The 22,707-nt window shown below is 60.1% G+C and carries 16 protein-coding genes and 4 pseudogenes; 7 read left to right on the top strand and 13 right to left on the bottom strand.

What is annotated here, in order from left to right:
- Positions 1–123: 123 nt before the first annotated feature.
- Positions 124–1,101: a FecR domain-containing protein gene (locus ACZZ0D_RS13115; RefSeq protein WP_463553469.1), complete on the bottom strand. Its 978-nt coding sequence runs from the start codon at positions 1,099–1,101 to the stop codon at positions 124–126.
- Positions 1,094–1,618: a sigma-70 family RNA polymerase sigma factor gene (locus ACZZ0D_RS13110; RefSeq protein ID WP_463553468.1), complete on the bottom strand. Its 525-nt coding sequence runs from the start codon at positions 1,616–1,618 to the stop codon at positions 1,094–1,096. Before ACZZ0D_RS13110 ends, ACZZ0D_RS13115 begins: the two co-directional genes overlap by 8 nt.
- Positions 1,619–1,907: 289 nt before the next feature.
- On the opposite strand from ACZZ0D_RS13110, the gene ACZZ0D_RS13105 reads away from it, so the two are divergent.
- Positions 1,908–2,159 (top strand): transmembrane sensor/regulator PpyR, encoded by a 252-nt coding sequence (locus tag ACZZ0D_RS13105; protein WP_463553467.1) that lies wholly within the window; start codon positions 1,908–1,910, stop codon positions 2,157–2,159.
- Between the two features lie 291 nt (positions 2,160–2,450).
- Here the strand turns inward: ACZZ0D_RS13105 and ACZZ0D_RS13100 are convergent, their stop codons facing one another.
- A complete protein-coding gene (locus ACZZ0D_RS13100; protein WP_463553466.1) occupies positions 2,451–3,119 on the bottom strand; it encodes a class I SAM-dependent methyltransferase in 669 nt (222 codons plus the stop codon).
- A 178-nt stretch (positions 3,120–3,297) separates the two neighbouring features.
- On the opposite strand from ACZZ0D_RS13100, the gene ACZZ0D_RS13095 reads away from it, so the two are divergent.
- Positions 3,298–4,452, top strand: a complete 1,155-nt coding sequence (locus ACZZ0D_RS13095) for a sensor histidine kinase (protein WP_282359106.1) — start codon at positions 3,298–3,300, stop codon at positions 4,450–4,452.
- 200 nt (positions 4,453–4,652) lie between these two features.
- On the opposite strand, the gene ACZZ0D_RS13090 is transcribed toward ACZZ0D_RS13095, so the two are convergent.
- The 3 genes and pseudogenes from ACZZ0D_RS13090 to ACZZ0D_RS13080 all read right to left on the bottom strand — a co-directional run bounded on the left by ACZZ0D_RS13090 (position 4,653) and on the right by ACZZ0D_RS13080 (position 6,825).
- Positions 4,653–5,423 (bottom strand): carboxymuconolactone decarboxylase family protein, encoded by a 771-nt coding sequence (locus ACZZ0D_RS13090; protein WP_463553465.1) that lies wholly within the window; start codon positions 5,421–5,423, stop codon positions 4,653–4,655.
- A gap of 93 nt (positions 5,424–5,516) precedes the next feature.
- Positions 5,517–5,839: pseudogene (locus ACZZ0D_RS13085) on the bottom strand (hypothetical protein).
- Positions 5,836–6,825, bottom strand: a complete 990-nt coding sequence (locus ACZZ0D_RS13080) for an aldo/keto reductase (protein ID WP_463553464.1) — start codon at positions 6,823–6,825, stop codon at positions 5,836–5,838. The pseudogene ACZZ0D_RS13085 and the gene ACZZ0D_RS13080 overlap by 4 nt, the downstream one beginning before the upstream one ends.
- A gap of 196 nt (positions 6,826–7,021) precedes the next feature.
- On the opposite strand from ACZZ0D_RS13080, the gene ACZZ0D_RS13075 reads away from it, so the two are divergent.
- A complete protein-coding gene (locus ACZZ0D_RS13075; RefSeq protein WP_401238844.1) occupies positions 7,022–7,414 on the top strand; it encodes a GFA family protein in 393 nt (130 codons plus the stop codon).
- Positions 7,415–7,859: 445 nt separating this feature from the next.
- On the opposite strand, the gene ACZZ0D_RS13070 is transcribed toward ACZZ0D_RS13075, so the two are convergent.
- Positions 7,860–8,690, bottom strand: coding sequence for an alpha/beta fold hydrolase (locus ACZZ0D_RS13070; RefSeq protein WP_463553463.1), 831 nt, complete (start codon positions 8,688–8,690; stop codon positions 7,860–7,862).
- A 267-nt stretch (positions 8,691–8,957) separates the two neighbouring features.
- Between ACZZ0D_RS13070 and ACZZ0D_RS13065 the strand changes: the two genes are divergently transcribed.
- From ACZZ0D_RS13065 to ACZZ0D_RS13050, 4 genes are all read left to right on the top strand, one after another.
- Entirely contained in the window at positions 8,958–9,413 is a 456-nt protein-coding gene (locus ACZZ0D_RS13065; RefSeq protein ID WP_003224136.1) for a (2Fe-2S)-binding protein, read from the top strand.
- Positions 9,414–9,435: 22 nt separating this feature from the next.
- Positions 9,436–11,598, top strand: a complete 2,163-nt coding sequence (locus tag ACZZ0D_RS13060; protein ID WP_463553462.1) for a xanthine dehydrogenase family protein molybdopterin-binding subunit — start codon at positions 9,436–9,438, stop codon at positions 11,596–11,598.
- A gap of 1 nt (position 11,599) precedes the next feature.
- Positions 11,600–12,178: a hypothetical protein gene (locus ACZZ0D_RS13055; protein WP_159815511.1), complete on the top strand. Its 579-nt coding sequence runs from the start codon at positions 11,600–11,602 to the stop codon at positions 12,176–12,178.
- Between the two features lie 61 nt (positions 12,179–12,239).
- On the top strand, positions 12,240–13,205 hold the full coding sequence (locus ACZZ0D_RS13050) for a sensor domain-containing diguanylate cyclase (RefSeq protein WP_159815512.1): 966 nt from the start codon (positions 12,240–12,242) through the stop codon (positions 13,203–13,205).
- A gap of 1,158 nt (positions 13,206–14,363) precedes the next feature.
- Here the strand turns inward: ACZZ0D_RS13050 and fabI are convergent.
- The 6 genes and pseudogenes from fabI to ACZZ0D_RS13020 all read right to left on the bottom strand — a co-directional run bounded on the left by fabI (position 14,364) and on the right by ACZZ0D_RS13020 (position 22,562).
- Complete coding sequence (gene fabI, locus ACZZ0D_RS13045) at positions 14,364–15,158, bottom strand: enoyl-ACP reductase FabI (protein ID WP_463553461.1); 795 nt, start codon at positions 15,156–15,158, stop codon at positions 14,364–14,366.
- A 19-nt stretch (positions 15,159–15,177) separates the two neighbouring features.
- The gene (locus tag ACZZ0D_RS13040) at positions 15,178–16,788 is read right to left on the bottom strand and encodes an ABC transporter ATP-binding protein (protein WP_463553460.1); all 1,611 of its coding nucleotides are present in this window, start codon (positions 16,786–16,788) and stop codon (positions 15,178–15,180) included.
- Position 16,789: 1 nt separating this feature from the next.
- The gene (locus ACZZ0D_RS13035; RefSeq protein ID WP_282358821.1) at positions 16,790–17,809 is read right to left on the bottom strand and encodes an ABC transporter permease; all 1,020 of its coding nucleotides are present in this window, start codon (positions 17,807–17,809) and stop codon (positions 16,790–16,792) included.
- A gap of 1 nt (position 17,810) precedes the next feature.
- Positions 17,811–18,885: pseudogene (locus tag ACZZ0D_RS13030) on the bottom strand (microcin C ABC transporter permease YejB).
- A gap of 4 nt (positions 18,886–18,889) precedes the next feature.
- Positions 18,890–20,732: pseudogene (locus tag ACZZ0D_RS13025) on the bottom strand (extracellular solute-binding protein).
- Positions 20,729–22,562: pseudogene (locus ACZZ0D_RS13020) on the bottom strand (extracellular solute-binding protein). Before ACZZ0D_RS13020 ends, ACZZ0D_RS13025 begins: the two co-directional pseudogenes overlap by 4 nt.
- Between the last annotated feature and the right edge of the window lie 145 nt (positions 22,563–22,707).

The following is a 22,707-nucleotide window of genomic DNA, read 5'->3' as shown; positions in this document are numbered from 1 at the left end:
CAAAACGAGTGCGGGCGAGGGTAGAGCGCAACATGGAGTTCCCGGGGCGATCAACGAAGTGAGGGCTGCTTGGGGTTAACCGAATGAACCCGCCAAAAGGGAACCGCGATATGAAAAAAATCCTCAGGCTTTCGGCCCGACGCTGACCCACCAATCGAAGGTTTTGTTGATGCGGATCGGCAGCGCCGCTTCCAGCAGACGCAAGGCTTGATCGGTGTCCTTGAGCGGGAATGAACCCATCACCGGTAACGCGGCCACGACCGGATCGCAATGCAGATGCCCCGCGCGATAACGGCTGAGCTCCTCGATCAACTTGCCCAGCGGCAGGTTATCGGCCAGCAACACACCCCGGCGCCAGGCCTCGCGGGAAAGATCGGCAGCGCTGGCGATGTTCATGCGTTCAGTGCTGAAGTTGATTTGCTGACCGGCCTGAATCACGGCGGTTTCGCCCTGACGGTTAGTGGCTTCGACCGCGCCTTCAAAGACATTCAGTACGGTGTTGTGCTCGTTCTGCCGTACGCTGAAACGCGTGCCCAGCGCACGCATGCGGCCATGTTCGGTCTCGACCCAAAAGGCTCGGCCGAGGTCTTTGGCGGTGTCGATCAGCACTTCGCCGGCACGCAGTTGCAGCAGGCGCTGGTGCGCATCGAAACGCACGTTCAAGGCACTCAAGGCGTTGAGCCAGATGCGACTACCGTCGCTCAACGTCGCTTCGCGGGTTTCGCCGGTGCCGGTCGAGAGGTCGGCGGTCAATCGCTCGACTGAATCCATCAGCGGCGTGTTGCGCTCGATCGCCCATCCGGCCATGCCGGTCGCGGCCAGAATCAGCAAACCTTTGAGCGACTGACGACGGCTGATCGACGTGCGCGCGCTGCTGCGCAAGGTGTGGCTGACGGCTTCGGTCTCTTGCTGCAACGGCGCAAAACGCTGGCCGACCCGTTCGATATAACGCCAGGCGGCCTGATGCTCGGGGCTCTGTGCCAGCCAGGCCTGCCAGCGCAGATGTTCCTGTTCGGCGACCGGCTCGTCATGCAATTGCACGTACCAGTGCGCCGCTTGTTCGAGGCTGGCGTGGCTGAGTGTTTGCGTGGCGTTATTCAATCAGCAGACCATCGAGTTCGGCTTCAAGAATGGCGCAATGCATCATTGCCTGCGCCAGATATTTCTTGATCATCCGTTCGCTGACGCCGATTTGTTCGGCGATCAGTTTGTAGGGCATGCCGTGCAATTGCGTGAGGATGAACGCGTCGCTGACCCGCTGCGGCAGGCGCTGGAGCATGGCGTCCACTTCCAGCAGGGTCTCGACGATGATCGCCTGTTGCTCGGGCGAGGGCTGCAGGGCCGGCGGGCGATTGGCGAGGGTTTCCAGCCAGGTCTGTTCCAGTTGCCGACGGCGCCAGTGATCGACGCACAAGCCGCGGGCAATGGTCGCCAGATAAGAGCGTTCGTGGACTTCGCCGTTGAAGGTTTGCGGACGCTTGAGCACGCGGATGAAAGTGTCATGCGCAAGGTCGGCGGCATCCATTGCGTTGCTCAGGCGCCGACGCAATAGCTCGTGCAGCCAGCGGTGATGGCTGAGGTAGAGATTCTGCACGAGTGAGGTGTCGGCGACCGTCATCAGAGCAAGCGTCCAGAGTGACCGTTGCGGGTCTAAATAGGAATGGGTCGCGATTAAAGCAAAAGGACGCAGGTCGCGCAAATGATATTGGTTTGCTTTTAGGCGGTGGCGTTGATGGTTTGAGCTGAATGTAGTCTTAATGACAAATACCCGAGTCAAAAAGACCTTTATTGATCTGTGTCAATTTGACTCTGGTTTTTGCAGGTGGCTGATTTTGTTGGATTATAAATCTGGCACGAGACTTGAAGTGGTCAAGGTACAAAACTGAACAGCTCAGGAGTCCGCCACCATGCTCACTTTCTTCGAAAGCCCGCTGAACGTTCTGCACCTGTCGAGCAAAGTCCTTGTTGCCGGTCTGATCATGCTGCTGTCCGGGATCTACGGCGCTTATCTCTACGACGGCCACATGCCGATTGCGCTGCTGGTGGCGATGCATGCGCTGACCATCCTCGGCCCGACCCTGATCAAAATCGGCTACGTCATGCGTTTATTGGCGCAGTATCGCCTGCGCGGCCCGCGATTGATCCTGCAAACCGCGTAACCCCCTGTGGGAGCGGGCTTGCTCGCGAAGACGTCGTCACAGCTGCCTATTCGCTCCCTGACACACCGCTTTCGCGAGCAAGCCCGCTCCCACATTTGGTATGCGGTGTTGGCGGGATCAGCGGCCGGCGCTAACAGGGCTGGATTTGAGGTGATTTGGCGGCGGCGGACATCACTCCTGTGGGAGCGGGCTTGCTCGCGAATCCGTCGTCACAGCTGCCTATTCGCTCCCTGACACACCGCTTTCGCGAGCAAGCTCGGCTCCTACAGGGTTAGCGGTGTTTTTTGGATATCAGTTGCGCTCAGCCACCATCAGTAATGACTGCGGCACCGGGCTTTGCGGGTGCTGCGGCTCTTGTAGGCCGACCAGCCGCAACCCGGCCATATCCAGCGCATTGAACCAGCTCGACAACGTGCGGAAATACCACGGCATCGGCTGCCACTGGCCCTTGAACCCGGCGAACGATTCTTCGCGCCAGCCATCCTGATAATCGCCTGCCGCAACGGCCCATGGGTGCAACGTCTGGATGATCAGGGCGCCGCCCGGAGCCAGCAGGTCATTCATCGCAGCCAGCAATGGAATGATGTCCTGATGCAGCAGCGAAAAATTCGCGCAGATCAAATCGTAATCCCCGCCAACATCAACCTTCGCCTCGACCAACGCGTCGTAGTCGGCTACATGCACGGTGCAAGTGCCGGCCAGACGTGCCGCGCCCACCAGCGTCGCATCGCCATCGACGCCCACCGCCTCAATTCCCCGATCCGCCAACGCCCGCAGCAACCAGCCTTCGCCGCAGCCCAGATCAAGCACACGCGCCGGCTGACGCCCGATAATCGCCAGTAGAACGGCTTGATCTGTCACCTGCTGGCGGCTCTCAATGGCACCGCTGCGGATGACGTCGATCCACGCGTCGGCGTTGGCGTGCCAGCTCTGCAGCAGGGCGGATTCAGGGGTGGGCATGTCGGTCTCCGACAGGGTTGAAAGAAAGCAGTCCGGGAGAACCACAGTATGGACGCCGCGCCGCATTCAGCGAGCTTACCAAAGGGCATCAGTCTGCACGGCGGGCAGGTACCGATTGCGTGTATGCTCTGCTCCTTTCCTGTCTCACTCCGCACGCCTGCATTCGATTCCTTGCGTTTTGAACCCATGGCGCGTGCCTCCCTATGCTGGAGCCCTAATGATTTCGCAGAGCTTCATCGACCCGTGCGACTCGCCCGAACGTCTTGCCGTGCTGCACGGCTATGAAATCCTCGATACCCCACGCGAAGCGGATTTTGACGAGCTCGTGAGCCTGGCCGCCGCCATCTGCGACGCGCCAATTTCGGTGATGAACCTGATAGACCGCCACCGCCAGTGGTTCAAGGCGGAAACAGGCTTGGGAATCCGCGAAACACCCTTGGACGTTTCCATCTGCCGTCACGTCCTTCTGCAGCCTGGCATCACCGTCATACCCGATCTGCGCGCTGACCCGAGGATGAGCTCCAACCCGCTGGTGACGGCCGATGAGGGTTTGCGCTTCTACGCCGGCTGCTTGCTGGAGACGGCGGAAGGCTACGGCCTCGGGACGCTGTGCATTCTCGACCGACACCCGCGACAGCTGAGCCCGCAACAGAAAATCGCCCTGGTGACGTTGGCCAAACAGGTCATGGCGCAAATGGAGCTGAGGCGCTCGCTGCGGCAGAAAAATCAGCTGCTTGAGCAAAAGGACATGCTCCTCAAGGAAATCAACCATCGGACGAAAAATCACCTGCAACTGATCATCGGGTTGATCCAACTGCAAATACGCCAATTGGCAGATCCCGTCGCCCGCGCAGCACTCGTCGATACCAGCCGACGGATCATGAGCATCGCTGCCGTCCACGAAAAGCTGTATCAGGCCGATCAAGTGGAAACGGTCAACGCAGGTATTTATCTGGCCGAGTTGATCGATGGGCTGCGCGGTTCAGCCTCGGCGCAAACACGCTTCGTGATCGACCTGGACGACGTCATCCTGCCGCTGGACAAGGCGATCCCGTTGGCGCTGGTGCTGAATGAACTGGTCACCAATGCCCTTAAATACGCCTACGCCGACAAGTCGGCGGGGGACGTGTTTATCGAGCTGAAGGCGGCTGCTGGTCAGGTGCTGTTGAACGTGACGGATAAGGGCGCGGGGCTGCCTGCGGGGTTTGATCTGAAACAGCATTCGTCCGTGGGAATGAAGATCATCAAATCGCTGACCCGCCAACTGCGGGGCGAGATGTCGATGCTCAATATGAGCCCGGGTTTGCAGTGTTCGCTGAGATTTCCGTTTTAAGGCCGTAAGTATCGCCTTGCAGGTCGTTGAGGTTGGCGCGGGACATTGATGAGAATCTCTCATGAGGGGCGCGGGATTAATCCATGAAAGCAGGTTGCGCACGGACGCGCGACCCCCGAGAGTTGATTACAGTGCAAAAGTGTTTGGCTGAGTCCGGCTATTTTTCTTTGAGGAATTGCTGCGTCAGGTCAAACGGGCGATCACTTGAAAGCCGCGAGTGCCTCTTTCAGCGCCCCATCTGCACGTTCAGCCGTCTGCGCGTCGCCGTGTTTTTTCAGCAGTTCACTGACCTCGTGCAACTGTGCTGCGCTGAGTCCCACGCGCAGGCTCGCCGCCATGTGCGAGCGCAATTGCGATTCCACCCCCGGCGTTGCCGCCAGCGCCCCGACGGTCGCCAGTTCGCGGCTTTGCCAGTCGAGGTTGTCGCGCTCGAAGATGTCGCCGAACAGGTGGGTTTGCAGGAACTGGTTGGCTACCGGGGCGAACTCGAACACCGGGCCTTTCACCGGAGCGCCGGAGATCTTCGTTTGATTGGCGGTGCCGGCGGCCAGCAGTTCATCACCGGTCGGAATCGCCCGGCTCGGTTCACGCCCCGGCGCATCGTCAATGCCGCGCTGTTTGCGCGCTTGCACCACAGTCATCAATTCGTTCAAGGCGTTCAGGCTGCGCGGGAAGCCGACATAGGCGTAGAGCTGCACGAGAATTTCCCGGGTTTCGCTGATGGTCAGGCCGGCATCGAGTCCCTGGTTGAGCGCCGTGTTGAGGTTGGGCATGTCGCTGGTCGCCATGAACGCGGCGATCAGTGGAATCGATTGTTGTTGGCTGGACAAAGTTGCTGCGCTTGCTGGCGTACTGGTCATGGGTTGCGATGCCTCGGCTGCGTGAGTGGTAACGCTGAACATTGCCCCGACACTCAGACAGAGCGCCATGAGTGCGGGGCGGGCGGCGTGGTTGCGGACGTCGATGTTCATCAGATCAACTCCGTTCAGGTCGTGAAGCGGTGCCGCGCGGGGGCCGTGGCCAGCGTGCGGATTTTCAAGATGTCACTCGGTACAAAAATTCAATTAACGCGTGACAGGGTGATCGCTCAGCCAGCCGTTCACGCGTTCCATGGTCCTGCGCTCCTGCTCACCCTCCATCACAAAACCTTCCAGCACCTTGGCTTTCGGCGCGTGCTGGACGAGGATGCTGCGGCTATACCCAGTCCACGCTGGATCAGCCCGGCGACCACGCGGGTATTGCCCGAGCGCGAGAAGTACGCGACCAGAATCCGCGAGCCTGAGCGCGGTGTTTCACTGGTGCTTTGCGTGTCGGCGAGCGACAGCAGCGGGGCGCTGGCCAATGCGGCGATCACCGTGCGCCGCAGCGGATCGTGATCGTTACTCATCGGCCGACGCGCGCCTTGAGAGCCTCGGGATAACGCTCGCCTTCGATACGGATTTGCGCCAGTGCGGTGTCAATTGCCTTGAGTTCAGCAGCGTCGAGCGTGATGTCCGCGCCGCCGAGGTTTTCTTCCAGGCGATGCAGTTTGGTCGTGCCCGGAATCGGCACAATCCACGGTGCCTGTGCGAGCAGCCAAGCCAAAGCGATCTGCGCCGGTGTGGCTTGTTTCTGCGCGGCGATCTGACGGATCAACACGACGAGGCCCTGATTGGCTTGCAGCGCCGACTGGCTGAAGCGCGGCACGATGCTGCGAAAATCGTCGCTACCGTAAGTGGCCTCCGCCGACACCGTGCCGGTGAGGAAACCTTTACCTAGTGGGCTGAACGGCACGAAGCCGATGCCCAGCTCCCAAAGCGTCGGCAGGATTTCCTGCTCGGGCTCGCGCCACCACAACGAGTATTCGCTTTGCAGCGCGGTGACTGGTTGTACTGCATGGGCGCGGCGAATGGTTTGCGCACCGGCCTCCGACAGGCCGAAGTGCTTGACCTTGCCTTCGCTGATCAAATCTTTCACCGCGCCGGCGACGTCCTCGATTGGCACGTCCGGATCGACGCGGTGCTGGTAGAGCAAATCGATGTAATCAGTCTTCAACCGCTTCAACGAACCCTCGACGGCCTCCCGAATGTGCTCGGGGCGGCTGTTGAGAATCTGCTGCTTATTGTCGTCACCGAAGGTGAAGCCGAACTTGGTGGCGATGACGACTTTGTCACGAACGGGCGCCAGTGCTTCGCCGACCACCTGCTCGTTCAGGTAAGGGCCGTAGACCTCGGCGGTGTCGAAGAACGTCACGCCTCGGTCAACGGCTGAACGGATCAGTGCAATGGCTTGTTGGGTATCCGTCGCCGGGCCGTAGCCGTGACTCAAGCCCATGCAGCCAAAGCCGAGGGCGGATACTTCGAGTGAGCTGTTGCCGAGTGTGCGCTTGCGCATGTCGATCTCCCGTTGGCGTTGGGAGAACAGTAAGCGAGCTGACTGGTGAGGACTAGACGGGTAAAACAGGATGGCTTGATGAGTTGTGCTCATTAATAGACTGGGAGACGCACGTCCAAGACCGTTCGTGGCAACCGAGCAAACCTTTTCCAGACTGAATGATCTCTAACTTGAAGTTGAATAGCTGAGGTGCACCATGAATAAATCAACCGGCGGCTGCCTGTGCGGCGATGTCCGTTTCGAAGTGTCCGGCCAGCCTTACCGCGTCGGCATCTGCCATTGCCTCGACTGCCGCAAACGCCACGGCGCGCTGTTCCACACCTCGGCCATATTCCCCGAAGACGCGCTCAAGGTCAGCGGCGAAACCCGCGACTACAACGGACGATTCTTCTGCCCGCGCTGCGGTTCTCCCGTATTTACGCGTTCGGAAGATGAAGTCGAGATTAACGTCGGATCGCTCGATGAGCCGGATCAGTTCAAACCCACTTACGAACTCTGGACGATACGCCGGGAGGCGTGGTTGCCGGCACTTCCGTTGGCTCACCACTATGAACGTGACCGGGAAAGCACGGGCCGAACCGAAGAATAATTGCAGCCCATAATCTGCCTTTGTGGGAGCGGGCTTGCTCGCGAATGCGGTGTATCAGTCAGCCCGACATTGACGGACAGACCGCATTCGCGAGCAAGCCCGCTCCCACAGGGGACTGTGTGGATCTCAGAATTGAGGATTGGCACACATCATTGTGGGAGATGGGTGTGGATCTCAGAATTGAGGATTGGCACACGTCATTGTGGGAGCGGGCTTGCTCGCGAAAGCAGTGGATCAGTCAGCCCAACATTGACGGACAGACCGCATTCGCGAGCAATCTCCCACAGGGGATGGGTGTGGATCTCAGAATTGAGGATTGGCACACGTCATTGTGGGAGCGGGCTTGCTCGCGAAAGCAGTGGGTCAGTCAGCACAGCAATGTCTGATTGAATGCTTTCGCGAGCAGGCTCGCTCCCACAGGGGAGAGTGTGTATGACCAGCAATTTTAGCCGCGAATAAAGGCCAGCAGATCCGCGTTAATGGTATCGGCCTCCGTCGTCGGCATCCCGTGTGGAAACCCCGGGTACGACTTCAGTGTGCCGTTGGGCAGCAACTTCGCCGACAACGGCGCCGAGTTGGCGTACGGCACAATCTGGTCATCCTCACCGTGCATCACCAACACCGGCACGGTGACTTTCTTCAGGTCTTCGGTGAAGTCCGTCTGCGAAAACGCCACGATCCCGTCGTAGTGCGCCTTCGCCCCGCCAATCATGCCCTGGCGCCACCAATTGGCGATCACCCCTTCGGACGCCTTCGCCCCTGGCCGGTTGTAGCCGTAAAACGGCCCGGTCGGAATATCCCGATAGAACTGCGCGCGACTCGCCGCTAAATTCGCCTGAAACTCATCGAACACCGATTTCGGCAACCCACCCGGATTACTCTCGGTCTGCACCATCAACGGCGGCACCGCGCTGATCAACACGCCTTTGGCGACGTTGTCCTGGCCATGCCGGGCGATGTAATGAATGACCTCACCGCCACCGGTCGAGTGGCCGACATGCACCACGTTCTTCACGCCCAAGTGATTAACCACCGCCAGCGCATCATCCGCGTAGTGATCCATATCGTGGCCATCCCAGACCTGGCTCGAGCGCCCGTGGCCACGGCGGTCATGGGCAATCACCCGAAAGCCTTTGCCAAGGAAAAACAGCATCTGCGCATCCCAATCGTCCGAGCTCAGCGGCCAGCCGTGGTGGAAGTGGATCACCGGCGCGTCTTTCGGGCCCCAGTCTTTGTAGAAGATTTCGACGCCGTCTTTGGTGGTGACAAATCCCATGTTCGCTACTCCAGACCAATGTGATGGATAACCCGCGCGGTGGGCGCGGACCGGTATCGCTCATGACGCGTTTTCTAAGGGGATGGCTCGGGTGCGAGCCGTTATCAACTGTAGGATTAAAGTCGACATCTGCATGACCGGTGGTCGCAACGTCTGGCTTCATGCGCAATTTAGGCTTTGCTGAAAGGGATAAGCCGAGGCGCGCGTAGGCATGTTTGGCCACAGCGGCGCCCCTTCAGAACACCGTGAGTCTGAGGAATTTCCCCGATGCTGACCTTGAATATCAATGGCAAGGATCAGGAGCTCGATGTCCCAGCGGACATGCCGTTGCTCTGGGTTCTGCGCGATGTCGCGCACCTGACCGGTACCAAATTCGGCTGCGGCATGGCCCAGTGCGGGGCCTGCACCGTGCACGTCGACGGGGCGCCGTTGCGCGCCTGCATCACGCCGGCAACCGCCGTGGCCCACGGGCAGAAAATTCTCACCATCGAAGGCCTGTCCACCGACGGTTCGCACCCGGTGCAGCAAGCCTGGGCTGAACTTGACGTGGTGCAGTGCGGTTACTGCCAGTCGGGGCAGATCATGTCTGCCGCCGCATTGTTAGCGAAAATCCCCAAACCCACCGACAGCGATATCGACCAGGCGCTCTCCGGCAATATCTGCCGCTGCGGCACCTATCCGCGAATCCGCGCAGCGGTGAAGCGTGCATCGGAAATCGGCTGATGGATTACGTGGGAGTCGGGTGATGAATAGTCCTGTATCGCGTCGGGGTTTTCTCAAGGGCAGCGCCGTGTTGGGCGGCGGCTTGGTGGTGGCGTTCGTCGTCCCCGGCGGACATAAGTTTGCCTATGCGGCCGAGAACGAAGGCAAGGTCTTTGCGCCGAATGCGTTTTTGCGCATCGCGGCGGACAACAGCGTCACCGTGTTGCTCGGGCATTCGGAGATGGGCCAGGGCATCTGGACGGGCCTGACCATGCTGATCGCCGAAGAACTGGATGCCGATTGGTCGAAGATCCGCGTCGAGCATTCGCCCGCATCAGCAGCGGATTACGGCATGCCGGGGTTTGGCGGCATGCAGATTACCGGCGGTTCGACGTCGACATGGATGGAGTTCGATCGCTATCGGCTGGCAGGCGCGACCGCTCGGCAAATGTTGGTTGAAGCAGCGGCGAAGCGTTTTGAAGTGGCGCCCTCGGCGATTCGCACTGAGTCGGGCGTGGTGATTGCCGGCGATCAACGTGCAACTTACGGCGAGCTGGCGGACGCCGCCGGGCAACTCCCCGTGCCGGATCCGAAATCGATCACTTTCAAGGAAGCCAAGGACTGGAAAGTCATCGGCAAACCGACCAAGCGCCTCGACACGCCGGAGAAAATCACCGGCCGCGCCAAGTTCGGCATGGATGTGCAGTTCGAAGGGCTGATGACGGCGATGGTCGCGCGCGCGCCGGTGTTTGGTGCCAGCGTCAAATCCTTCGAGGGCGCCGAAGCGTTGGCGGTGCCGGGCGTGCACAAAGTGCTGCAGGTACCGACCGGTGTCGCGGTGATTGCCGAGCATTATTGGGCGGCGAAGCTCGGGCGAGATGCGCTGAAGATTGACTGGGATCTGGGCCCGCATGCGGATCTGAGCAGTGAAAAATTGCTGGAGAGTTTCCGCAAACTGGCCACGACGCAAGGCACGTCAGCCAGTCAGGCCGGGGATGCCAAGGGTACTTTTGGCAAAGCCACGAAGAAAATCGATGTCGAATACAGCGTGCCGTATCTGGCCCACGCGCCGATGGAACCGCTCAATTGCACGGTGAAGATCAGTGCCGAGAAATGCGAGATCTGGACGGGGACGCAGTTTCAGACGCTGGATCAAATGGTCGCCGGCAAGATCACCGGGCTGAAGCCTGAACAAGTGGAAATCCACACCGAGTTTCTTGGCGGCGGTTTTGGGCGTCGAGCCAATCCAACGTCGGACTTCGTTGCCGAAGCCGTGCAAGTGGCGAAAGCCGCGGCTATGCCGGTGAAAACCGTGTGGTCGCGGGAAGATGACATTCGTGGCGGTTACTACCGGTCGATGTTCCTGCATCAGGCGAAGATCGGTTTGGGCGCTGATGGTTTGCCGTCGAGTTGGCAGCATGTGTTGGTCGGGCAGTCGATTATGACCGGCACGCTGATGGAGGCGACGATGGTCAAGAACGGCATCGATCCCACTTCGGTCGAAGGCGTTTCCGACAGTCCTTACGTCAAAGGTCTGGCCAATCATCAGGTCGATCTGCATTCGCCGCAAACCGGCATCAATGTGTTGTGGCTGCGCTCGGTGGGCCATAGCCACACCGGTTTTGTCATGGAATCGTTGATCGATGAAATGGCCACGGCGGCGGGCAAGGATCCGGTCGAGTACCGACGAACCTTGCTCAAGGATCATCCTCGGCATCTAGGTGTTTTGAATCTGGCGGTGGAGAAGGCCAATTGGAAGGCTCCGTTGCCGGATGGTCATGCACTCGGCGTGGCGGTGCACGAATCCTTCGGCAGTTACGTGGCACAAGTCGCCGAGGTGTCGCAGGACAATCTGGCGATTCGCGTGCACCGCGTGGTTTGCGCGGTGGACTGCGGGATCGCGGTGAATCCGCAGAGCATCGCCGCGCAGATGGAATCGTGCATCACCTTCGGCCTGGGCATGGCGCTGCACAGCAAACTGACGCTCAAGGACGGCGCGGTGATGCAGTCCAACTATCACGATTATCAGGTGCTGCGGCTCAACGAGATGCCGGTAGTGGAAGTGCACATCGTGCCCAGCAGCGACAAACCCGGCGGCATCGGCGAGGCCGGTGTGCCGCCGACTGCGCCGGCGGTGGCCAACGCGGTGTTCGCCCTGACCGGGCAGCGTCTGCGCGAGTTGCCGCTGCAACTGTCGGGGGTGTGAGATGAAACGACATCTAGTGTTGGGCACGGTGGTTTTGCTGGGGCTCGGCGGTTATGCCTCGGACTTGTTTGCCGATGATCAGGAAGCATTGAAGGCGTTCGGCACGGTGCAGAAAGTCTTCCAGAGCCCGCGCTGCCAGAACTGCCATATCCCCGGCGATTCGCCGCTGCAGTTCGACGCGGGCGTTCCGCATGCGATGAACGTGGTGCGCGGCATGGACGGCAAGGGCGCGGCCGGTTTGCCCTGCGCCACCTGTCACGCGGAAAACAATCCGCCGGCCAGTTACGGCCCGCATGCACCGCCGGGTGCGCCGCATTGGAGCCTGCCGCCGGCGGCGCACAAAATGGCCTGGATCGGCCTGCCGCCGGACAAACTCTGCGCGATGATCAAGGATCGTTCCAGCAACGGCGACCGCGATTTCGCGGCGCTGATCAAACACGTCAGCGAAGACAAACTGGTGTTGTGGGGCTGGAATCCCGGGGCAGGGCGCGCGCCGGTGCCGGTGCCGCATGACATTTTTGTCGAGCAATTCAAGCTCTGGGCCGACGCGGGCGGGCCGTGTCCGGTGGCGGGCATCTGATGGGTGAACCTGCGCTGATTTGCGCTACGCTGAAAGTCATTGATGCCAACGGAGTGTGCGAATGCTGGTTCCAGGAAAACCTGCCAATGAAGCGGCGCGAATTCAGGTGCTGCACGGCCTCGACCTTCTCGATTCGGCGCCGGAGGAGCGTTTCGATCGGCTGACGCGGCTGGCCAAACGACTGTTCAATGTGCCGATTGCGCTGGTGACGCTGGTCGACAAGGATCGTCAGTGGTTCAAGTCCTGCGTGGGCCTGGCGGCTACCGAGACACCACGGGATATCTCGTTCTGCGGGCATGCGATTCTCAATGATGGTCTGCTGCTGGTGCCCGATGCGCGGGAGGACGTGCGCTTCCACGATAATCCGCTGGTGACCGGCGAGCCGAATATTCGCTTCTACGCCGGCTATCCGCTGACCGTGCCCAACGGCAATAAAATGGGCACGTTGTGCCTGCTCGACACCAAACCTCGCGAACTTGATGACGAAGAACGCGCGCTCTTGCGTGATCTGGCGGAAATGGCCGAGCAAGAGTTGACGGCCGTGCAGATGGCGAGCATGGACGAGTTGACGTTGCTGTCCAATCGTCGCGGGTTCAAGCAACTGGCGCAGCATGCGCTGGACGCCTGCGCACGGCTGGAGCGGCCGGCGACGTTGCTGTTTTTCGACCTGAATGATTTCAAGCAGATCAACGATCTATACGGGCATGCCGAGGGCGACAGCGCGCTGAAGACCTTTGCCGATGTGCTGCGAATTGCCTTTCGCGAGAGCGATGTGGTGGGGCGGTTGGGTGGGGATGAGTTTGTCGCGCTGCTGACGGGGTCGAGTCATATCGAAACCACGGCGATCATGGCGCGGCTCAAGGAGATCCTTGAAGAGCGTAATGCCACGCTGCATCGGGGTTATGCGATTCGCTTCAGCGTCGGGCAGATCGAATACGACGCCAAACGCCATGAAACCGTGGATCGCTTGCTGGCCGACGCGGATGGCGCGATGTATGCGCACAAGCAGGCCCTGAAGCGCTGTTGATTCGGGTTCCCATCGCTGGCAGGCCAGCTCCCATAGGTTTCTCGGGTGCTCTCGTTATCCCGTCTCCCCACAAATTCCTTGTAGGAGTGAGCCTGCTCGCGAAGGCGTCCATCCCTTCAACATCATCATTGCCTGACCCACCGCTTTCGCGAGCAAGCCCGCTCCCACAGGTTGCGCGGGTGCTCACAAAACCCCGTTTCACCACAAATCCCCTGTGGGAGCGGGCTTGCTCGCGAAGGCGTCCATCCCTTCAACATCATCATTGCCTGACCCACTGCCATCGCGAGCAGGCTCACTCCCACAGGTTTCTCGGGTGGTCACAAAATCCCGTTTCACCACAACCCCCTGTAGGAGTGAGCCTGCTCGCGAAGGCGTCCGTCCATTCAACATCATCATTACCTGACCCACTGCCATCGCGAGCAGGCTCACTCCCACTGGTTTCTCGGGTGTTCCCCAACCCCCGTTTCACCCTAGATCCCCTGTGGGAGCGAGCTTGCTCGCGAAGGCGTTCGTCAATTCAACATCATCATCGCCTGACCCACTGCCATCGCGAGCAGGCTCACTCCCACAGATTTCTCGGGTGTTCACAAAACCCCGTCACACCACAAATCTCCTGTAGGAGCGATAGCGCCCGGCCATTCAACATCGTCATCGCCTGACCCACCGCCATCGCGAGCAGGCTCACTCCCACAGGTTTCTCGGGTGTTCACATAATCTTGTTTCACCACAAATCCCCTGTAGGAGTGAGCCTGCTCGCGATAGCGCCCGGCCATTCAACATCATCATCGCCTGACCCACCGCCATCGCGAGCAGGCTCACTCCTACAGGTTTCTCGGGTGTTCACAAAACCCCGTCACACCACAAATCCCCTGTGGGAGCGAGCTTGCTCGCGAAGGCGTCCATCCCTTCAACATCATCATTGCCTGACCCACCGCTTTCGCGAGCAAGCCCGCTCCCACAGGTTTCGCGGGTGATCACAAAAACCCGTTTCACCCTAGATCCCTGTGGGAGCGAGCTTGCTCGCGAAGGCGTCCATCCCTTCAACATCGTCATCTCCTGACCCACCGCCATCGCGAGCAAGCCCGCTCCCACAGGAGGCGGGGTTGCGGGCATAAAAAACCCGCCAGGTTGGCGGGTTTTTTATCGGCTAAGCGAAGATCACTCTTCGATGTTGCCCATGGCGGTGGTGTTGAAGCCGCCGTCGACGTACATGATTTCACCGCTGATGCCGGACGCCAGGTCGGAGCACAGGAAGGCGCCGGCGTTGCCGACTTCGTCGATGGTGACGTTGCGACGCAGCGGAGTTTGCGCTTCGTTGGCGGCCAGCATTTTACGGAAGTTCTTGATGCCCGACGCTGCCAGGGTACGGATCGGGCCAGCCGATACGCAGTTGACGCGGGTGCCGTCCGGGCCGAGGGAGCCGGCCAGGTAACGGACGCCAGCTTCCAGCGAAGCCTTGGCCATGCCCATGACGTTGTAGTTCGGCATGGTGCGCTCGGCGCCCAGGTACGACAGGGTCAGCAGGCTGCCGTTGCGGCCTTTCATCATTTCGCGGCCGGCTTTGGCCAGGGCTACGAAGCTGTAGGCGCTGATGTCGTGAGCGATGCGGAAACCGTCACGGGTGGTGGCTTCGGTGAAGTCGCCGTCCAGTTGGTCGCCCGGGGCGAAACCAACGGAGTGGACGATGCAGTCCAGGCCATCCCACTTCTTGCTCAGTGCTTCGAAGACCTTGGCGATTTCTTCATCGCTGGCCACGTCGCACGGGAAGCACAGCTCAGGGCTCGAACCCCAGCCTTGGGCGAATTCTTCAACACGACCTTTCAGTTTGTCGTTCTGATAAGTGAAGGCAAGCTCAGCGCCCTCGCGTTGCATGGCGGCAGCGATGCCGGATGCGATGGACAGCTTGCTGGCGACACCGACGATCAGTACGCGCTTACCGGCGAGAAAACCCATGTGTTGCTCCTCTTTCAGGTTATTGCGCAGTGGCTGGTGCCAAAAAAGCGGCTTCCAGCAACTGCTGTGTATACGGATGTTGGGGGGCGGCAAAAATACTTTGCGCGTCTCCCTGTTCGACCACTTGGCCATGCTTGACCACCATCAACTGGTGGCTCAGCGCTTTGACGACAGCCAGGTCATGGCTGATAAACAAATACGTCAGGTTGTACTTGGCTTGCAGTGAACGCAACAGCTCCACCACTTGCCGCTGCACCGTCCGGTCGAGCGCCGAAGTCGGCTCGTCCAGCAGGATCAGCGCCGGTTTCAGCACCAAAGCCCGGGCAATGGCAATTCGTTGCCGTTGCCCACCGGAAAACTCGTGGGGGTAGCGGTGCCGGGTTTCCGGATCCAGACCTACCTCCTTCAATGCCGCAATAATCGCCGCCTGTTGCTCCTCAGCGGTGCCCATCTTGTGAATCCGCAGACCTTCGCCAACGATATCGCTGACACACATGCGCGGGCTCAGGCTGCCAAACGGATCCTGAAACACCACCTGCATCTCCCGACGCAACGGGCGAACCTCGTTCTGCGTCAGGCAGTCTAGCTGCTTGCCTTCAAAGCGGATCGCGCCTTTGCTGCCGATCAAACGCAAAATCGCCAGACCCAGCGTGGATTTGCCAGAACCGCTTTCCCCCACAATCCCCAAAGTCTGACCCTGAGGCAGGCTGAAATTGATGCCGTCCACTGCCTTGACGTGATCCACCGTTCGCTTGAGCAGGCCTTTCTTGATCGGGAACCAGACTTTCAAGTCCTCGACCTCAAGCAACGGCGCGCCGATTTTATTGGTCGCCGGGCCTCCGCTGGGCTCCGCACCGAGCAATTCCCGAGTGTACGGATGCTGCGGCGAACGGAACAGCTCTTCGCACGATGCCTGTTCGACGATGCAACCGCGCTGCATGACACATACACGATGCGCAATTCTTCGCACGAGGTTCAGATCGTGACTGATCAGTAACAGCGACATGCCCAATCGCGCCTGTAATTCCTTGAGCAAATCGAGGATTTTCAGCTGAACGGTCACGTCCAGTGCCGTGGTCGGCTCGTCGGCAATCAGCAGTTCCGGCTCGTTGGCCAAGGCCATCGCAATCATCACGCGCTGGCGCTGGCCACCAGACAATTCATGGGGCAGGGCCTTGAGGCGCTTGTGCGGCTCGGGGATGCCGACCATTTCCAGCAGTTCCAGCGTGCGTTTGGTCGCGACTTTGCCGGTCAGGCCTTTGTGGATGCCGAGGATTTCGTTGATCTGCTTCTCGATCGAGTGCAACGGGTTCAGCGAGGTCATCGGCTCCTGAAAGATCATCGCGATGCGATTGCCGCGAATGTGGCGGATGGTTTTTTCGCTCAGGCCCAGCAGATTTTGCCCGGCGTAATTGATGCTGCCGGCTGGATGGCGGGCCATCGGGTAGGGCAACAACCGCAGGATCGAGTGTGCAGTTACCGATTTGCCCGAGCCCGATTCGCCGACCAACGCCAGGGTTTCGCCACGCTTGATGTCAAAACTCACGCCCTCGACGACGCGGTGCACGCGCTCGCCGAAACCGAATTCGACGGCGAGGTCACGCACTTCGATCAGATTGTCCTGATTCATTTCACTTCCTCGGGTCGAAGGCATCGCGAGCAGACTCGCCGATAAACACCAGCAAACTCAACATCAAGGCCAGCACGGCAAAGGCGCTGATGCCCAGCCACGGCGCTTGCAGGTTGGATTTGCCCTGCGCGACCAGTTCACCCAGCGACGGACTGCCGGCCGGCAAACCGAAACCGAGAAAGTCCAACGCGGTGAGGGTGCCGATGGCGCCGGTGAGGATGAACGGCATAAATGTCATGGTCGAGACCATCGCGTTGGGCAGGATGTGGCGGAACATGATCGCGCCGTTCTGCATGCCCAGCGCCCGCGCCGCGCGCACGTATTCAAGGTTGCGACCCCGGAGGAACTCGGCGCGCACCACGTCGACCAGGCTCATCCACGAGAACAGCAACATGATCCCCAGCAGCCACCAGAAATTCGGCTGCACAAAACTGGCAAGAATGATCAGCAGGTACAGCACCGGCAGCCCCGACCAGATCTCCAGAAAACGCTGCCCGGCCAGATCGACCCAGCCGCCATAAAAACCCTGCAGTGCGCCGGCAATCACGCCGATGATCGAACTCAACACGGTCAACGTCAGCGCGAACAACACGGAAATACGGAAGCCGTAAATCACCCGCGCCAACACGTCGCGACCCTGATCGTCGGTACCGAGCAAGTTGTCCGCCGACGGTGGCGCCGGCGCCGGGACTTTCAGGTCGTAATTGATGCTCTGGTAGTTGTACGGAATCGGCGCCCACAACACCCACGCATCCTTGGCCTTGAGCAGTTCGCGGATGTACGGGCTCTTGTAGTTGGCTTCCAGCGGGAATTCGCCGCCAAACGTCGTTTCCGGATAGCGCTTGATCGCTGGGAAATACCAACTGTTGTCGTAATGCACCACCAGCGGCTTGTCGTTGGCGATCAGCTCGGCGCCGAGGCTCAGACCGAACAGGATCAGAAACAGCCACAGCGACCACCAGCCGCGCTTGTTGGCCTTGAACAGTTCGAAGCGGCGGCGGTTGAGAGGGGACAGGTTCATCTCAATGCTCCCGGCTTTCGAAGTCGATGCGCGGATCGACCAGGGTGTAGGTGAGGTCGCCGATCAGTTTCACCACCAGCCCGAGCAGGGTGAAGATGAACAAGGTGCCGAACACCACCGGGTAATCGCGGTTGATCGCCGCTTCGAAACTCATCAGGCCGAGACCGTCGAGGGAGAAGATCACTTCCACCAGCAAAGAGCCGGTGAAGAAGATGCCGATGAACGCCGAGGGGAAACCGGCAATCACCAATAGCATGGCGTTGCGAAACACGTGGCCGTAGAGCACGCGATGGCGGGTCAGGCCTTTGGCCTTGGCGGTGACTACGTACTGTTTGTTGATTTCATCGAGGAAGCTGTTTTTGGTCAGCAGGGTCATGGTCGCGAAGTTGCCGATTACCAGTGCCGTCACCGGTAGCGCGAGGTGCCAGAAGTAATCGAGGATCTTGCCGCCGAAACTCAGCTCATCGAAGTTGTTCGAGGTCAGCCCGCGTAACGGAAACCAGTCGAGATAACTGCCGCCGGCAAACACCACAATCAGCAGGATCGCAAAGAGGAACGCCGGGATCGCATAACCGACGATGATCGCCGAACTGGTTCAGCACGTCGAAGTGGCTGCCGTGTCGCGTGGCCTTGGCGATCCCCAGCGGGATCGACACCAGATACATGATCAGCGTGCTCCACAGCCCCAGCGAGATCGACACCGGCATCTTTTCCTTGATCAGGTCGATGACCTTGGCGTCGCGGAAAAAGCTGTCGCCGAAATCCAGCGAGGCGTAGTTTTTGACCATGATCCACAGGCGTTCCGGGGCCGACTTGTCGAACCCGTACATGTGCTCGATTTCCTTGATCAGCGCCGGATCCAGCCCTTGCGCGCCGCGATAGGAGGAACCGGCCACCGAGACCTCGGCACCGCCGCCAGCGATGCGACTGGTGGCGCCTTCGAAGCCTTCGAGCTTGGCGATCATCTGTTCCACCGGGCCACCGGGCGCAGCCTGAATGATCACGAAGTTGATCAGCAGAATGCCGAACAGGGTCGGGATGATCAGCAGCAGTCGCCGAAAAATATACGCCAGCATCTGATTACTCCGTGCCCGCAGGGTCGGCTTGCAGTTTGGTTTCGACTTCTACCGCCGGTTTAGCGTCAGGCTTGACCCACCAGGTGTTGATGCCGATGTCGTACTTGGGTGAGACCTTCGGATGGCCGATGTGATTCCAGTACGCCACGCGCCAGGTCTTGATGTGCCAGTTGGGCACCACGTAGTAGCCCCACTGCAACACGCGATCCAGCGCGCGGGCGTGGGCCACCAGGCTGGCGCGCGAGTCGGCATTGATCAGGTTCTCGACCAGTTGATCGACGATCGGATCATTCAAGCCCATGGTGTTGCGGCTGCTGGCCTTGTCGGCAGCGGCGCTCATCCAGAATTCGCGCTGCTCGTTACCCGGCGAATTGGATTGCGGGAAGCTGCCGACGATCATGTCGAAGTCCCGCGAGCGCACGCGGTTGATGTACTGCGAAACGTCGACGCGGCGGATCACCAGTTCGATGCCGAGGTCGCTGAGGTTGCGCTTGAACGGCAGCAACACGCGTTCGAATTCGGTCTGGGCGAGGAGGAATTCGATCACCACCGGTTTGCCGGTGGCGTCGACCATTTTGTCGTCGACGATCTTCCAGCCAGCCTCTTGCAGCAGTTGATAGGCCTCGCGCTGGTGATTGCGGATCATGCCGCTGGCGTCGGTCTTCGGGTTGTCGAAGGCTTCGCTGAACACCTGCGCCGGGAGCTTGTTGCGGAACGGGTCGAGGATCGCCAGTTGATCGGCGTCGGGCAGGCCGGTGGCGGCCATTTCCGAGTTTTCGAAATAGCTGCGGGTGCGGAAGTAGGCGCCGTTGAACAGTTGTTTATTGGTTCGATTCGAAGTCAAACAGCAGACCGAGCGCCTGGCGCACCCGTATGTCCTGGAACACCGGACGGCGCAGGTTGTAGACGAAACCCTGCATGCCGGTCGGGTTGCTGTTGGGGATCAATTCCTTGATCAAACGGCCCTCGGTGACCGCCGGGATGTTGTAAGCGTTGGCCCAGTTTTTCGCGGTCATCTCCAGCCAGAAATCGAACTGCCCGGCCTTCAGCGCTTCGACGGCGACGGTGTTGTCGCGGTAGTAATCGCTGGTCATCGTGTCGAAATTGTAGAAGCCACGGTTGACCGGCAGATCCTTGCCCCAGTAATCCTTGACCCGCTCGTACCGTATCGAACGGCCGGCCTTCACTTCGGCAACTTTGTACGGGCCGCTGCCGAGGGGAATTTCCAGATTGCCCTTGCTGAAATCGCGATCGGTTCACCAGTGTTTTGGCAGCACCGGCAACTGGCCGAGAATCAGCGGCAACTCGCGATTATTGTTGTGCTTGAACTTGAACAGCACTTTCAGCGGGTCTTCGGCGATGACTTCGGACACGTCGCTGTAGTAGCCGCGATACATCGGCGAGCCTTCCTTGGTCAGCGTGTTGAAGCTGAACACCACGTCGTCGGCGCGCACTGGATGACCGTCGTGGAAACGTGCTTCGGGGCGCAGGTAGAACCGCACCCAGCTGTTGTCCGGAGCCTTTTCGATCTTGCCGGCGATCAGGCCATATTCGGTGAACGGCTCGTCGAGGCTGTGCTTGGTCAGGGTGTCGTAGATCTGCCCGATGTCATCGGCCGGCACGCCTTTGCTGATAAACGGGTTGAGGCTGTCGAAGCCACCAAAACCGGCCTGACGGAATACGCCGCCCTTGGGCGCGTCGGGATTCACGTAATCGAAATGCTTGAAATCGGCCGGGTATTTCGGCGGCTCGTTGTACAGGGTCACGGCGTGTTGCGGGGCGGCAAACGCCAGCCCGGCGAACAGCAAGCCGCTGGCCTGGACGAGCAGGGCGCGGATGGGTTTCATCGATCTTTCTCCGAAGACTTCAGCCACCACGCGCTCAGGCCCAGGGTGTAGGGCGGCGTGGTGACGAAGGCCAACCGGTTGCGGTAGGCCAGGCGGTGATGATTCAGGTACCAGTTGGGAATGCTGTAGTGCTGCCAGAGCAGCACGCGGTCGAGCGCCTTGCCGGCGGCGACCTGTTCATCGCGGGTGCGCGCGGCGAGCAATTGTTCGAGCAGGTGATCGACCACCGGGTTGGCGATGCCCGCGTAATTTTTGCTGCCCTTGACGCCGACCTGACTGGAATGGAAGTACTGCCACTGCTCAAGGCCCGGGCTGAGGGTCTGGTTGAGCGTCATCAGGATCATGTCGAAATCGAACTGATCGAGGCGCTGTTTGTACTGCGCGCGATCGACCGTGCGCAGGCGCGCGTCGATGCCGATGCTGTTGAGGTTCTCAATGTACGGCTGGAGGATGCGTTCCAGATTCGGGTTGACCAGCAGCAGTTCGAAACGCAGCGGCTGGCCGTCGGCGTTTTGCAGGCGCTGGCCGTTGAGCTTCCAGCCGGCCTCGGCGAGCAGGGCCAGCGCTTTGCGCATGGTCTCGCGAGGAATGCCGCGGCCGTCGGTTTGCGGCAACGTGAACGGCTCGGTGAACAGCTTGGCCGGCAGTTGCTCCTTGTACGGTTTGAGCATCAGCCATTCGTGTCCGACCGGCAGGCCGCTGGCGCTGAATTCGCTGTTCGGGTAGTAACTGGTGGTGCGCTTGTAGGCATCGCTGAACAGCGCGCGGTTGGTTCAGCTCGAAGTCGAACATCAGCCCCAGCGCTTCGCGGGTTTTGACGTCGGCGAACGTGGCGCGGCGGGTGTTCATGAACAGGCCCTGACTCTGGGTCGGGATCTGGTGCGGGATCTGCGCCTTGATCACGTCGCCACGGCGGATGGCCGGGAAGTTGTAGCCGTTGGCCCAGTTCTTCGCCTGATGCTCGATGTAGATGTCGAACTCGCCGGCCTTGAACGCTTCGAAGGCGACATCGCTGTCGCGGTAGAACTCGACTTCCATGCGATCGAAGTTGTACTTGCCGCGATTGACCGCCAAGTCCTTGCCCCAGTAATCCTTGACCCGCTCGAAGATCAACTGCCGGCCCGGCGTCACCGAAGTAATGCGATACGGGCCGCTGCCCAGCGGCGGTTCGAAGGTGGTGGCTTTGAAATCGCGGTCTTTCCAGTAGTGCTGCGGCAGCACCGGCAATTCCCCGAGGCGCAGGATCAACAGCGGATTGCCCGAGCGTTTGAGCACGAAGCGAATGCGCTGCGGATTGAGGATATCGACGCGCAGCACTTCCTGAAGGGCGGTGCGGTACAGCGGATGGCCGTCCTTGAGCAGCAAACGATAGGAGAACGCGACGTCGTAAGCGGTGATCGGCGTGCCGTCGTGGAAACGTGCCTCGGGGCGCAGATTGAACACCACCCAGCTGCGATCTTCGCTGTATTCCACCGATTGCGCGATCAAGCCATAGCTTGACGCCGGCTCGTCACCGGAAGGCGAATACTGGCCAGTGCCGACCATCAGCGGCTCGTTCAGCTCGTTGATGCCGTACTGGAGGAAATTCGGCGTGGTGACCGGGCTGGTGCCCTTGAAGGTGTATGGGTTGACCGTATCGAAGGTGCCGAACGCCATCACCCGCAACGTACCGCCCTTGGGCGCTTGCGGGTTGACCCAGTCGAAGTGGGTAAATCTGGCCGGGTACTTGAGCGTGCCGAACTGCGCATAACCGTGACTTTCGGTAATCGTCGCGCTTGCGGTTGAGCTCAAGGCCAGGCTGATCAGGAGCAGGAGGAGGGGACGCTTCAAGTCAGATCTGATCCAGGCGGCTTGGGCTTTGTGGGCCGTACAGTAACAGCTTGTCTGGACAGGAAAAAGATCGCGGGTTAATGGGGGGTTAATCCGCTTGCCTGACAGCCCCTCACCCTAGCCCTCTCCCGGAGGGAGAGGTGAC

It is taken from the genome of Pseudomonas sp. AC193, assembly GCF_979258075.1.
Note: the sequence above shows the minus strand (reverse complement) of the source record. Positions and strands in the feature narration are given on the sequence as shown.